The organism is Streptomyces sp. NBC_01537 (assembly GCF_045040445.1).
GTDB lineage: Bacteria > Actinomycetota > Actinomycetes > Streptomycetales > Streptomycetaceae > Actinacidiphila.
The window spans coordinates 1,755,091-1,768,406 of the sequence record NZ_CP109392.1 but is presented as its reverse complement, the minus strand read 5'-3'; the positions used below and the strand labels follow the sequence as shown (position 1 = coordinate 1,768,406).

General features: G+C 72.6%; 9 protein-coding genes and 1 pseudogene. 6 read left to right on the top strand and 4 right to left on the bottom strand.

The features are described 5' to 3' along the window. Positions 1-211 precede the first annotated feature (211 nt). The 6 genes and pseudogenes from OG607_RS08240 to OG607_RS08215 all read left to right on the top strand — a co-directional run bounded on the left by OG607_RS08240 (position 212) and on the right by OG607_RS08215 (position 6,957). Positions 212-1,174, top strand: coding sequence for an amidohydrolase family protein (locus tag OG607_RS08240; RefSeq protein ID WP_405720581.1), 963 nt, complete (start codon positions 212-214; stop codon positions 1,172-1,174). A 59-nt stretch (positions 1,175-1,233) separates the two neighbouring features. Next, positions 1,234-2,832, top strand: a pseudogene (locus tag OG607_RS08235) (bifunctional 3-(3-hydroxy-phenyl)propionate/3-hydroxycinnamic acid hydroxylase); the annotation flags it as partial. A gap of 11 nt (positions 2,833-2,843) precedes the next feature. Then, a complete protein-coding gene (locus OG607_RS08230; protein WP_405720579.1) occupies positions 2,844-4,157 on the top strand; it encodes an MFS transporter in 1,314 nt (437 codons plus the stop codon). Beyond that, a complete protein-coding gene (locus OG607_RS08225; protein ID WP_405720576.1) occupies positions 4,154-5,269 on the top strand; it encodes a maleylacetate reductase in 1,116 nt (371 codons plus the stop codon). Before OG607_RS08230 ends, OG607_RS08225 begins: the two co-directional genes overlap by 4 nt. Continuing rightward, a complete protein-coding gene (locus tag OG607_RS08220) occupies positions 5,266-6,153 on the top strand; it encodes a dioxygenase (RefSeq protein ID WP_405720574.1) in 888 nt (295 codons plus the stop codon). Before OG607_RS08225 ends, OG607_RS08220 begins: the two co-directional genes overlap by 4 nt. 27 nt (positions 6,154-6,180) lie before the next feature. Continuing rightward, positions 6,181-6,957 carry an IclR family transcriptional regulator gene (locus OG607_RS08215; protein ID WP_405720571.1) on the top strand — a complete coding sequence of 259 codons (777 nt, stop codon included), beginning with the start codon at positions 6,181-6,183 and terminating at the stop codon, positions 6,955-6,957. Positions 6,958-7,246: 289 nt separating this feature from the next. On the opposite strand, the gene OG607_RS08210 is transcribed toward OG607_RS08215, so the two are convergent. The 4 genes from OG607_RS08210 to OG607_RS08195 are packed head-to-tail and all read right to left on the bottom strand — an operon-like array spanning position 7,247 to position 13,314. Further along, complete coding sequence (locus OG607_RS08210; protein ID WP_405720568.1) at positions 7,247-7,966, bottom strand: maleylpyruvate isomerase family mycothiol-dependent enzyme; 720 nt, start codon at positions 7,964-7,966, stop codon at positions 7,247-7,249. Further along, complete coding sequence (locus OG607_RS08205) at positions 7,966-9,642, bottom strand: (2,3-dihydroxybenzoyl)adenylate synthase (protein ID WP_405720565.1); 1,677 nt, start codon at positions 9,640-9,642, stop codon at positions 7,966-7,968. Before OG607_RS08205 ends, OG607_RS08210 begins: the two co-directional genes overlap by 1 nt. Beyond that, the gene (locus OG607_RS08200) at positions 9,623-11,716 is read right to left on the bottom strand and encodes an acetate--CoA ligase family protein (RefSeq protein WP_405720562.1); all 2,094 of its coding nucleotides are present in this window, start codon (positions 11,714-11,716) and stop codon (positions 9,623-9,625) included. The genes OG607_RS08205 and OG607_RS08200 overlap by 20 nt, the downstream gene beginning before the upstream one ends. Beyond that, positions 11,713-13,314 carry an FAD-dependent monooxygenase gene (locus OG607_RS08195; RefSeq protein WP_405720559.1) on the bottom strand — a complete coding sequence of 534 codons (1,602 nt, stop codon included), beginning with the start codon at positions 13,312-13,314 and terminating at the stop codon, positions 11,713-11,715. The genes OG607_RS08200 and OG607_RS08195 overlap by 4 nt, the downstream gene beginning before the upstream one ends. Positions 13,315-13,316 lie beyond the last annotated feature (2 nt).

Sequence of the window (13,316 nt, the reverse complement as noted above, 5' to 3'; positions counted from 1 at the left end):
GGCGACAAACTCCGGCAATACGACCGGAACATCGCCGAGGCGGATGCGGACCGCTCTGTCGGTCTGCTCGGCGCCGTCGTGCAGTGGATGGCCGCCCGCGACCGGCCCATGGCGGCTTGCCCCGAGAAATGTTTCCGCGTCGTAACGGTTGACACGCGTCTTCAGGGGATTCACCATTTCGAAATGCATCCACTATTACGTAAGGACTCGCGTGAAGATCATTGGTCTTGAAGAGCATTTCGTCACGCCGGACCTGGTCGGCTACGGCGCTTCCACCGAATCGATAGCCCAACCGCAGGCATGGGCCGAGGCGTCGCGACGGCTGCTGGACCTCACGGAGGAGCGGCTGGCCACGATGGACGAGTGCGGCCTGGACGTGCAGGTCCTGTCGCTGAACTCGCCGGGCATCCAGGCCGAGACGGATCCGGCGGCGGCGGTCGCCAAGGCGGCCACGGTCAACGACTTCCTCGCGGGGGTGATCGCCGAGCATCCCGACCGGTTCTGCGGCTTCGGCGCGCTGCCGCTGCAGGACCCGGTCGGCGCGGCCCGGGAGCTGGAGCGATCGGTGAAGGAGCTGGGGCTGAAGGGGGCGCTGGTGAACGCGCACACCAACGGCATGTATCTGGATCACCCGAGCCTGCGGGTGGTGTGGGAGATGGCGGAGGCGCTGGACGTTCCGCTGTATCTGCACCCGGCCAACGGGGCGGACACCTCTCATGTCTTCACCGATCACCCCGAGATGATCGGCCCGATGTGGAGCTGGGGCGCCGACACCGCCACCCACGCCCTCCGCCTGATCTTCGGCGGCGTCTTCGACGACTTCCCGAACGCGAAGCTGCTGCTCGGGCACATGGGGGAGGGCCTGCCGTTCGTGCTGTGGCGGCTGGACTCACGGTGGGGCTTCCACAATCACCGCGGGATCGAGCTGAAGCGGGAGCGGCCCTCCGAGTACCTGCGCCACAACCTGTACATCACGACGAGCGGGGTCTGCTCGCCCGCCCCGCTGCTCGGGGCGATGCTCGCGCTGGGCTCGGACCACATCCTGTTCGGCACCGACTACCCCTTCGAAACCATGCGGACGGCCACCGACTTTCTGCGTACGGCCCCGATCAGCGAAGCGGACCGGGCCAAGATCGCGCACCGGAACGCCGAGTCACTGCTGCGCATCCCGTAGGCGCGAAGCAAGAGCACGAAGGAAGAGCACGAAGGAAGAGCACGAGGGAAGAGACAGAACCCATGTATGACGTCGCAGTGATCGGCTACGGGCCGGTCGGCATGGCCACGGCCGCCCTCCTCGGCCGGGCGGGCCACCGGGTCGTGGTCCTGGAACGGTACGACAGCCTCTACAACCTGCCCCGGGCGGCCATCTTCGACGACGAGACGATGCGCACCTTCGCCCTTCTCGGGATCGCCGAGTCGCTCCTGCCGAAGCTGCACATCCAGCGGACGTACGAGTGGCGCAACGGCGAGGGCGAGCTGCTCATCGAGCACGAGTTCGCCGAGACCGGACGGAGCGGCTGGGCGGAGTGGTACATGATGTACCAGCCCGATCTGGAGGACGCGCTGGACGGCGTCTGCCGGTCCCTGCCCGGGGTGGAGGTCCGCTTCGGCAGCCGGGTGACCGGCCTCCAGGACAGCGGGGCGGGCGTCCGGGTCCAGTTGGACGGCGGCGCCGGCGAGGCGGACGGCCCGGTCGAGGCGCGGTACGTCGTCGCTTGCGACGGCGGCAACAGCTTCACCCGGCAGTGGCTCGGCATCGGCCAGGACGACTACGGATTCTCCGAGCCGTGGATGGTCTGCGACTTCAAGCTGACGGAACCGGTCGAGCTGCCGATGGCACAGCAGGTCTGCAATCCGGCACAGCCGCAGTCGATCATCTCCATCGGACCCGGCCACCACCGGTTCAGTTTCATGCTCGACGCGGAGGAGTCGTTCGCGGCCGAGTCCCGTCCCGAGCTCGTCTGGCAGCGGGTCAAGCCCTATCTGCGCCAGGAGCAGGCGGAGCTCATCCGGGTGGCGACGTACACCTTCCTCTCCCGGGTGGCGCACCAGTGGCGGACCGGCCGTGTCCTGCTCGCCGGGGACGCCGCGCACCAGATGCCGCCGTTCCTGGGGCAGGGCATGTGCTCGGGCATCCGCGACGCGCAGAACATCGCGTTCAAGCTGGACGCCGTGCTGCGCGGCCGCGCCGACGACGGGCTGCTGGACACCTATCAGTCCGAGCGCGAACCGCATGTGCGGGCCGTCATCGAGAAGGGCATCGAGCTCGGACGTATCCAGACACTGCGCGACCCGGCCAAGGCGGCCGAGCGCGACCGGCAGTACATCGAGCGGCGGCGGGGCGGCCACCACTCCGAGAAGATACGTTTCCCCGGCCTCGGCCCAGGCTTGCTGGCCGATGGTGACACACCGGCAAGCGGCCAGCTCATGGTGCAGGGCCGGCTCCTGCGCGGCGACCGCACGGCCCGATTCGACGAGCACTTCGGCCACGGCTTCCAGCTCGTCCTGCACGAGCGGCTGCATCGGGCCCTTTCTCCCGGCCTCCTCGACCAGGCCCGCGCCATCGGCCTCGGCGTCGCGGTCGTCGGTACGGGCACCGAGATCACCCAGAGCACCCAGAGCAGCACGGAAGCGGCCATTGACACAGATGGCACCTATATGAGGTGGTTCGACGCACACGCCTGCGCCGCCGTCCTCGTCCGCCCGGACTTCTACGTCTTCGGAACCGCCGACACCGCAGCCGCCACCGAGGCCCTGGTGGCCGACCTGGCCGCCCGGCTCGGCAGCGGAATCTCCTCCTCACCATCACCGCTCACGACGGCTCAGGCTTAGGAAGGACCGACATGACCACGACCACGACCACGCAGGCGCGCGTCCCCAGCGTCACCCGCGTCATCAGACCCGTGACGCTGCTGGTGATCGGCTGGGTTATCGCCTCTTTGGAGGGCTACGACCTCGCCGTCTTCGGGGCGTCCATTCCCGCGATCGTCACCGACCGCTCCCTGGGCGTCGACAAGATCGGCGCCGGCGCCATCGGATCGCTCGTCGCCATCGGCATGCTGGCGGGCGCCGGACTCGCCGGTGCGCTGGTCCACCGCATGGGGCCCCGCGCGCTGATCATCGGCAGCGTCGGGCTGTTCTCGGCGGGCATGGTGCTGAGCGCCGTGGCCCCGGACTCCACCCTGTTCGGTGCCGGACGGCTTGTCACGGGCCTCGGGCTGGGCATAGTGATGCCGACGCTCAACTCCTACGTCGCCGACCTGAGCACCCCCGGCCGACGGAACCGCAACATCGCGACCGTCATGAGCGGCTACGCCTTCGGCGGCCTCTCGGCCCCGCTGCTCGCCTCGGTTCTGCTCCCGCACGGGGCGTACCGGTGGCTCTACCTCATCGGGGTCGTCCCGGCGATCGCCATCGTCCCCTTCCTCCTCCGCCTGCCGGAGAGCCCCGTCCACCTGCTCAACACCGGCCGCCGGGACCGGGCCACCGCTCTCAACGAGCACTTCGGGCTGCCCGAGCCGACACTCGCCTCCGGCGGTGCCGCCGGCCGCTGGTTCGGGCTCGCGCAACTGCTGCGACGCGATGTCCTGGCCGTCACGATCCTGTTCTGGGTCATGTGCTTCTGCGGACTGCTGCTCGTCTTCGGCATCACCACCTGGCTGCCCAGCATGATGCAGGCGGCCGGATACCCGCTCGGATCGGCACTGCTGCAGACCGCCATGATGTGGCTGGGCGTCGGCTGCGGCGTGATCGCCGGCGGCAGGGTCGCCGACGCCATAGGCCCGAAGCGGGTCGTCATCGTGGCCTTCCTGGTGAGCAGCGCCAGCCTGGTGCTCATCAGCACCGGCCCGGCAGTCGCCCTCCTCTACCTGCTGATGTTCGTGGCCGGATTCGGCTTCATCGGGGCCCAGATGCTCGTGAACGGTTTCATCGCCACCCGGTACCCCGACGACCTGCGGGGCAACGGCCTGGCCTGGGCCCTGTCGGTGGGCCGGTTCGGCGCCATCGCGGGCCCCAGCCTGGGCGCGTTCATCCTGGCCTCCTCGCTGTCGGTGCGGTGGAACTTCCTCGCCTTCGCCATCCCCGGCCTGATCGGAGCCACGGCGGCGGTGCTCGTCCCGATGGCGCGCAAGAAGGCCGGCGGTGCCCGGGGATGACGACCGGCACGACGTACTACGAGGGCCTCGCGCAGCGTGTCGTCTTCGGCGCGGGCGCGGCGCGAGGCGAACTGGCCGGCGAGGTGAAGCGCCTGGGGGCGTCCCGGTTGCTGCTCGTGGCCGGCGAGTCGGAACTGCCCCTGGCGCGGGAGCTGGTGGCCGGACTGCCGGTCGTCGCCGAGTTCAGCGGCGTACGGGCACATGTGCCGATCGAGGTGGCCCGGGCGGCGCGACGCGCCGCCCGGGAGGCGGGCGCCGACCTGCTGGTGTCGGTGGGCGGCGGGTCCACCACCGGCACGGCGAAGGCCGTGGCCCTGAGCGAGGGCCTGCCGATCCTGGCGGTGCCCACCACTTACGCCGGCTCGGAAGCCACACCCGTGTGGGGCATCACCGAGGACGGCCGCAAGACCAACGGCAGCGATCCGGTGGTGCTGCCCCGCACCGTCATCTACGACGCCGAGCTGACCCTCACCCTGCCCACCGGCCTGACCGTCGCCTCAGGGCTCAACGCGGTGGCCCACTGCGTCGACTCCCTGTGGGCTCCCCAGGCCAACCCGGTCAGCACCGCCTCCGCCCTGGAGGGCCTGCGCTGCCTGGCGGCGGGCCTGCCCGTCGTACGCTCCGACGGCCAGGACATCGCGGCCCGCCACGAATGCCTGGAGGGCACGTATCTCGCCGCGGTCGCCTTCGCCGGGGCCGGATCCGGGATGCACCACAAGATCTGCCACGTCCTGGGCGGGGCGTACGACCTGGAACACGCGGCGATGCACGCGGTGCTCCTCCCGCACGTGGTGGGCTTCAACGCCGCCGCTGTGCCCGGGGCCGCCACGCGTCTCGCGTCGGCTCTGGCCGGCGCCGGATTCGGCGACGGCAGCAGCGCGGTCGCCGGGCTCTCCGCGCTGTACGCGGCACTGGACGCGCCCAGGCGACTGGCCGACCTGGGGCTCGCCGAACAGGACCTGGACGAGGCCGCGAGCCTGTCCCTGGAGAAAATCCCGCCCTCCAACCCCCGCCCCGTCTCCCGGGAACAGATACGGACGCTGCTGCACCGCGCCTGGGCGGGGCTGGAACCCGAAGCCGTGCCGCTTGTGCCGCTGGAAGGAACGCCATGACGCGACAGACCGATGCGGACCAGGCGCGAAGCGAGGCGCTGGTGACCGAGAAGGTGCTGGCGAGCTTCGCCAGGACGCCCGACGAGCGGCTCCGGGAGGTGATGGACGCCGTCGTCCGCCATCTGCACGCCCTCATCCGCGAAGTACGCCTCACCGAGGCCGAGTGGGAGGCCGCCGTGCGGTTCCTCACCCGGGCGGGACACATCACGACGGACACCCGGCAGGAGTTCATCCTGCTCTCCGACGTGCTCGGGGCGTCGATGCTGACCATCGGCGTGAACCATCCGGTACACGGCCAGGCCACCGAGGCCACGGTCTTCGGCCCCTTCTTCGTGGCGGACTCCCCGCGCGTCGAACCCGGTGGCGACATCACCGGGGGCGCGGCCGGGGAGCCGTGCCGGGTCAGCGGGACCGTGACCGACGCCGAGGGCAAGCCGGTCGCCGGGGCCCGTATCGAGGTCTGGGAGGCCGACGAGGACGGCCACTACGACGTGCAGTACGGCGACGGGCGCACGGCGGGGCGAGCCCATCTGTTCACGGACGCGGAGGGCCGCTACTGCTTCTGGGGCGTCACACCCGCCCCCTATCCCATTCCGCACGACGGCCCGGTCGGCGACCTCCTGGCCGCCACCGGCCGGTCACCCATGCGCGCGGCGCATCTGCACTTCATGGTCACCGCCCCCGGCCTGCGCCGCCTGGTGACGCACATCTTCGTCGAGGGCGACGAACTGCTGGCCCGGGACGCGGTGTTCGGCGTCAAGGAGTCCCTGATCAAGCCCTTCACCCGGCACCCGCCCACCGACCCCGCGCCCGACGGCCGCGAACCGGCCACCACCTGGACCGACGTTGTCTTCGACATCGTCCTGGCTCCCGAGCGCATATAGCATCACCTGGGAGAGAAGGGGCGTGGGATGACAGAGGACGGGGACACGGACGACCGTCAGGGGATCAAGTCGGTCGAGACGGCGATGCGGGTGCTCATGGCACTGGAGCAGAGCGCCGGCCCGATGAGCCTCTCCGCGATCGCCCGCGCCAGCGACACCCAGCCCAGCAAGGCCCACCGCTACCTCGTCAGCCTCTGCCGCGTCGGCCTCGCCTCCCAGGCGACCGACTCCGGCCTCTACGACCTCGGGCCGACCATGCGCCGGCTCGGGGCGGAGGCCCTGCGGCGCACCAACGAGGTCGCCGTCGTCTCCGGCCACGCCCCCCAGCTCCGCGACCGCACCGGACACTCCGTGAACGTCGCGGTGTGGGGCGACCACGGCCCCCTCGTCGTCAACTGGGCCTACGGATCCCACGCACTGCCCATCGTCGTCCGCATCGGCAGCACCCTGCCGCTGCTCGGCTCCTCGATCGGCCGGGTCTTCCTCGCCCACCTGCCGCCCGTCATGACCGACCACCTCGTCGCCCGTGCTCTCGCCCGGCCCGCATCCGGCTGGTCCCAGGCGAAGGTGGAGGAACTGCGGCAACAGGTGACCGCCGACGGCTTCGCCGTCTCGTCGGGCGGAGTCATCCCCGGCATCGCCTCCGTGGCCGCCCCCGTGTTCGCCGCCACCGACCCGCTTCCGCTGGCCATGTCCGTCGTCATCCCGGACGAGCTGGCCACCCCCCAAGAGGTCGACTCCGTCGCGAAGGAACTAGTGGAGACCGCCAAGCGCATCTCCACCGAGCTGGGCTGGGCGACCTGACCCTGCCGGGGCTGCGCCCTAGCGGGCGCGGGGTAACGCAACGTACGACCCCGGGTTGTGGGTAGGCCGTCCGCCTGAGGCGGGACGGGCTGGCACAACCCGGCCACCGGCCTGCGGGCCGCCCGGGAAACCGCAACCGGCCACCGGGCCGCACCCGGCGGCGAGACGTGCAGGCCCATGGGCCCGGTCCGCGCGGGGTACGGCCCGTTGCCGGGTGCGGGCGGGTTGGGCCAGCCCGCTTCGCCTCAGGCGAGCGGCCTACCCCCAACCCGGAAGAGAGGGTCCGGGGTCAGAGCCACGGCGGAAGCGTCACGGACGCCACGGGCGCGGGGGCGGCGCTGCGCCCGGTGACCCAGGACAGCAGGCGTGCGGCCGTCCAGTCGATGACGGCGGGTTCCTCGTCCTCCGGGCCGAGCCGCCACGTACGGTCGCGGTCGAGGGGGGCGAGGCGGACCGCCGGGCACTGGGGGCGGGTGGAGAGCATGCCGCAGACGTCGTCGAGGAGGGTGTCGATCACGTCGGGGGGCAAGTCGGCGACGGTGGCCCCGGCCGCCAGGTCGACGGCGTGCAGCCATACCTCCCGTACGCGCATCCAGGGGATCTCGGCGGCGGGGATCGCGCGGCCCAGCGCGCTGCGCACCTCGGCCTGCCAGGTGCCGGCGTCGAGGGCGTCGAGGGCGTTCTCCAGGTCCGCCGCCGTGGATCGCAGGTCCTCGCGCAGCGTGGCCGGGGGCAGCGCGGCCGAGGTTTCGATCTCGGCTGCGCGCTGTGCCTGGTCGGCGTACATCGGGGTCTCTACGCCGGTACGGGCCCAGGCCGCCAGTCGGCCCAGGGCCTCGGCGTTGCGGGCGACATGGCCGATCACGTGTGCCCGGGTCCAGCCGGGGAGGGCGCTGGGCTCGCGGAGGTGACCGTCGGTGAGCCGGTCGGTCACCGCGAGAAGAAACGTCGTGCCCTCGCGCATCCAGGGCAGGGTCGAGGCGGTGTCGTGACGCTTCGGGACGCTCATCAGGTGCTCCGGGCGAGTCGGGTGAGTCTTTCGGCGATGTCGGCGCGCAGCGCCTTCTTGTCGATCTTGCCGACCTTGGTGGCGGCCAGCTCCTCGACGACGACGAGGTGTTCGGGCAGCTTGAAGCGGGCCACCCCGGCCCCGTCCATCGCCTCGCGGATCCGGTCGAGGGTCATCGCGCCGCTTCCCGGCTTCATGACCACGTAGAGGCATACGCGTTCGCCCAGTTCGGTGTCGGGCATGGCCACGGCCGCCACCTGGGCGGCGTCGGTGAGCCGGTAGACGAGGTTCTCGACCTCCTCGGCGGAGATCTTCTCGCCACCGCGGTTGATCATGTCCTTGTCGCGGCCCTCGACCACCAGATTGCCCTCGGGGGTGAGGCGGCAGATGTCGCCGCTGCGGTACCAGCCGTCGGCGGTGAACGCGCGGGCGTTCTGCTCGGGCGCCCGGTAGTAGCCGCGGGGAGTGTAGGGGCCGCGGGTGAGCAGGGAGCCGGGCTCGCCCACGGGGACGTCCTGGTCGAGTTCGTCGACGAGCCGTACTTCGTCGTCCGGGCACATCGGCCGGCCCTGGGTGGTGCAGACGACGTCATCCGGGTCGTCGAGGCGGGTGTAGTTGAGCAGCCCTTCGGCCATGCCGAACACCTGCTGCAGGGTCGCGCCGAGCACCGGCCGGATCCGGCGGGCCAGTTCGTCGGCCAGCCGGGCCCCGCCGACCTGGAGCACCCGCAGGGTGGCCAGCTGCCCTGCGCCGTGCCGGTCGGCGTGCTCCAGCCAGCGGCCGGCGACGGCGGGCACCACGGCGGTGTGGGTGACCTGCTCGGCGGCGACCGTGGCGAAGACCCGTACGGGTTCGGGAGAGGGCAGCATGATCACCCGGCCGCCCGCCAGTAGCGTGCCGAGGATGCCTGGGCAGGCCAGCGGGAAGTTGTGCCCGGCGGGCAGGCTCACCAGGTAGACCGAGGTGTCGTCCATGCCGCTGACCCGGGCACTGGCGAGGGCGTTGTAGGCGTAGTCGTCGTGGGTGCGGGCGATCAGCTTGGGCAGCCCGGTGGTGCCGCCGGACAACAGGAACACCGCGACGTCGCGGCTGCCGGGCGGTGCGGCCTCGCAGCGCGCCCGGTCCGCCGCCGGGTCGTCGCCCGGCGCGCACAGCGCGCGCAGGTCCACGCTGCCGGGGGCGATGTCGTCCCCGGCGACCAGGACGTGCCAGGGCCCGGCGGCCTCCTTGGCCAGTTCGTGGGCGAGCGCCTGGTGGTCGAAGTCGCGCAGCCGGTCGGGGACGGCGATCGCGGCGGCCTCGGAGTGCGCGGCCAGATACGCCAGCTCGCTGCGGCGGTGGGCGGGCAGCGCCATGACCGGCACGATGCCGGCCCGCAGACACGCCCAGGTGAGCACGGTGAACTCCCAGCCGTTCGCGAGCTGGACCACGATCCGGTCCCCGGCCGTGAGGCCGAGATCGAGCAGCCGCCCGGCTGCCGCGTCGGCGCGTTCGGCCAGTTCCGCGAAGGTCAGCCGCAGCTCGCCGTCGACCAGCGCTGTCGCGCCGGGCGTACGGTCGGCGGTCTCGCGCAGCAGGTCACCCAGCGGGCGGCCGGCCCAGTACCCGGCCTCGGCGTAGTGCCGGGCGTCGGCCTCGGGCCACGGAACCGTACCTTCAGCGATGGGTGCGGCCATCGGACACCTCCGGGACAGTGGCGATACATACAGCATCCAGGGCAAACAGGCCCTGTGCGGTCAACCGCAGCGGATTGATTTCGATCTCGGCGAGGCCGGGATGCGTGGCGAGCAGATCGCCCAGGGCCACCACCACCTCGCCGAGCGCGGCATGGTCCAGTACCGGTCCGCCGCGCCAGCCGTCGAGGAGGTCGCGTCCGGCCAGCTCGGTCGGCATCGCGGCGGCCTCTTCGAGGCTCAGCGGGGCAAGCCGTACGGCCACGTCGGCCAGCGCCTCGGCGGTGGTGCCGCCGAGGCCGGCCACGACGACCGGGCCGAAGACCGGGTCCCGTCGGGCACCGACCACCAGGTCCACGCCCGGGGGAGCCATCGACTCCACCAGGAAGCGTCCGGCACCGGCGGCCTCGAGCGCGTCGAGGGCGGCGTCGAGCTCGGCCGGTGTGCGTATGCCGAGCCGGACCCCGCCGATCTCGGTCTTGTGCAGCACGGACGCGTCGAGCAGCTTGACCGCGAACGGCCCGGGCAGTTCGGCGAGCGCCGCATGGGCCTCGGCCCGGTCGGCGCACGCCCGGCGCGGCATGGTCGCCACGCCCAGCGCGCCCAGCAGCGCCTTGGCCTGGTCCTCGTCCCACGGCCCCGGGCCGGGCTCGGGGAGACGGGCAGCACTCTCCGGCTCGGCATCCCCCTTGCGGTGCCGGGCGCGGGCGTCCGCCAGCAGGGCCCCGGCCATGGCGGCCAGGCCGTGCGGGCCGTCGGCGACCGGCACGCCCCGGTCGAGCAGGGCCCGGCGGGTGCGGCGGACCTCGGCCCCGGCACCGCCGACGCCGAGCAGCACAGGAGTGCCCTCCGCCGTGCCCGCGTACGCGTCCACGGCCTTCAGCAGGTCGAAGGCGTCCGGCTCGTGCAGCGCGTACGCCGCCACCAGCGCCACGCCCGGGTCGGCCGCGACCGCGTCGAGCACCGCCCCGAAGCCGGGGCCGGGACGGCCGGTGTCCACCGGGTTGCGCTGGTACGTCAGCGGGGGCAGCTCCCGCGCCAGTACGCGGAGGGTGTCCTCGCCCAGCTCGGGAACGGCGGCGCCACGGCCGCGCAGCTCGTCCAGCAGCAGCAGACCGGGCCCGGCCTGTGCGGTCACCAGCCCCACGCCCGGATCGGCGGACGGGGACAGCCGGGTCAGCGACAGCGCGCCGACCGCGTCGACGAGTTCCCGTTCGTCGTCCACCAGTACCGCCCCGGCCTGCGCGAGAGCGGCGCGCGTGATGCGCCACGAGGTCGCGAGGGCGCCGGTGTGCGATGCCGCGAACGCGCCGACGTCATGACGGCCGACGACCAGCGCGACGACCGGGCGGGTGCGGGTCAGCCGCGCGACGGCGCCGGCCAGTCGTCGGCCGTCGGCGACCGACTCGATGTGCAGGGCGACGGCGGTGGTCTGCCCGTCGCCCGCCAGGTGGTCGAGGACGTCCTCGGCGGCCAGGTCGACGCCGTTGCCCAGCCCGACGGCGAGGCTCACCCCGTGACCGGCCTCGGCGAGCATGAAGGCCAGCGCGTGGTTCACGCCGCCACTGGCCGCCACGACGGCGATCCTGCCGGTCGGCACGTCGGCCGCTCCGGGCACGAAGCTCGCGGTGAGGCCATGGCCCGGCGCGAGGAAGCCGGAGGTGTTCGGCCCGAGCAGCCGGATCCCGGTGCGGGCGACCACCTCGGCCAGATCGCGCTGATGGCGCTCGCCCTCCGGACCGGCCTCGGCGAACCCGCCACCGTAGACCACGGCCGCACGGGCACCGGCCTGCGCGGCCTCGGCGACCGCGCCCGCGCATCCCCCGGCCGGGACGCAGATCAGCGCCAGGTCCACGGGGCCGTGCTCGGCGGCCTCCCGTACGGAGCCGTGGAGCCCGGCCGACGGATCGGGGTTACGGGCGTTGACCAGCCCGACGTACCCCGGAAACCCGCCCACCGAGCGCGCCAGCGCGGCTCCCAGCTTCGCCGGATCGCGGGACGCGCCGACGACGGCGAGGCCGCGCGGGGCGAACAGGGCGTCGGTGGTGGCGGTGGCGGCGGGGTCCGTGACCGTCATCGGCCGACCTCCCAGTTCGAGACAGTCGCGGTGGAGCCGCCGACGAGGTCGGCCCGGCCGGACAGCAGCGTGGTGACCGCCTGGTCGCGGTCCATGCCGTCGTCGACGACAAGGGCGGGCAGCCCGTGGTGCAGCCGGGTGTGCTCGGCGAGGAGGGTGCGGGTGTACGCCGTTCCCCCGTGCACGGCGACCAGCGCCGGGCCTGCCGACGCGGAGGCGGCAAGGGCCTGCCGGGCGGCGGCAAGGCCGGACTCGTCGTCGGGGGCCGCGATCCACGCGCCCCAGGGCGAGGGCCCCGTAGCCGGCTCGGCGTGCAGTGGCAGCGGGGCACCGGTTCCGTTCGCGGGGCGGGCGGCGCCGTCGGCCTCGACCACTACGGCCCGGCCGGGCAGCGGCCATCCGGCCACGTCCAGCGGGGTGTTCAGGGGGGCGGCGCCGTGGGCCGCGTGCCACTGCTCATGGCTGGCCTGTACGAACTCCGGCGCCCGCCTGGCCAGCCGCGCGTCGGTGATGCTGCGGGACAGGAAGTGGTACGCGAACTGCCAGGGCTCGAAGGCGTCGTAGTACTGCCCGAAGTGCTCCCACCAGCCCAGGCTGGGACGGGCGGCACCCTGGATCGCCTCGACCGACGGCCGGGCCGCCGCCTCGTAGGCGGCCAGTGCGGCCGGGAGGTCGTCGCCGTGCTTGGCCAGCGCGGCCGAGAGCGCGATCGCGTCCTCCATGGCCATTTTCGTGCCGGAGCCGACCGAGAAGTGGGCGGTGTGCGCGGCGTCGCCGAGGAGGGCCACCGGCTGCGGCTCGGTCACGTACCACCGCCGGGTGCGGCGGGTGCGGAAGTTGCCCCAGCGGGAGTTGTTGACCAGCAGCCGGTGTCCGTCGATCTGCTCGGCGAACAGCTCTTCCAGGTAGGCCTTGCTCACGATGTCGCTGGGTCCCGGCGGCTGGGTCGTGTCGAAGGCGTCCAGTCCGGCCGCCCGCCACGACGCCTCGTCGGTCTCGACGATGAAGGTGCTCACGTCCGCGCTGATGGGGTAGCCGTGTACGGCGAACACACCGTGCGGGCCGCGCTCGTGGACGAAGGTGAGGCTGTCGAACATGTAGTCCGTGCCGAACCAGATGAACTTGGCCGCCGCTGTCTCCACCGACGACTCCAGCCGTTCCTCCAGGCGGTCACGGGTACGGGAACCGCTCCCGTCGGCGGCGACCACCAGGTCGTAGCCCTCCAGGTCGGCCGGCTCCGCCTCCGTGCTGAAGCGCAGCTCGGCGCCCAGCTCCCGGGCGCGCTCCTGGAGCAGCGCTAGCAGAGTGCGGCGGGAGATCGCAGCCATCCCGTTGCCGCCGCAGCGGATCCGCTCGCCCTTCAGCCGTACCTCGATGTCCTGCCAGTGCCGGCCGTGCTCGTCCAGCGCCTCGCGCAGCAGTGGGTCGGCCTCGTGGATGCCGGCGAGCGTACGGTCGGAGAAGACCACCCCGAAGCCGAAGGCGTCGTCGGCGCGGTTGCGTTCGAACACCGTCACCTCGGCCGACGGGTCGGCCTGCCGGAACAGCGCGGCGAAGAACAGACCACCGGGGCCGCCGCCGACGACAGCGATGCGCATGG

Coding starts and splice junctions, on each gene's coding strand:
- OG607_RS08220 (WP_405720574.1), top strand. CDS start 5,266: ATGACGCGACAGACCGATGCGGACCAGGCGCGAAGCGAGGCGCTGGTG.
- OG607_RS08195 (WP_405720559.1), bottom strand. CDS start 13,314: ATGCGCATCGCTGTCGTCGGCGGCGGCCCCGGTGGTCTGTTCTTCGCC.
- OG607_RS08225 (WP_405720576.1), top strand. CDS start 4,154: ATGACGACCGGCACGACGTACTACGAGGGCCTCGCGCAGCGTGTCGTC.
- OG607_RS08200 (WP_405720562.1), bottom strand. CDS start 11,716: ATGACGGTCACGGACCCCGCCGCCACCGCCACCACCGACGCCCTGTTC.
- OG607_RS08205 (WP_405720565.1), bottom strand. CDS start 9,642: ATGGCCGCACCCATCGCTGAAGGTACGGTTCCGTGGCCCGAGGCCGAC.
- OG607_RS08230 (WP_405720579.1), top strand. CDS start 2,844: ATGACCACGACCACGACCACGCAGGCGCGCGTCCCCAGCGTCACCCGC.
- OG607_RS08215 (WP_405720571.1), top strand. CDS start 6,181: ATGACAGAGGACGGGGACACGGACGACCGTCAGGGGATCAAGTCGGTC.
- OG607_RS08210 (WP_405720568.1), bottom strand. CDS start 7,966: ATGAGCGTCCCGAAGCGTCACGACACCGCCTCGACCCTGCCCTGGATG.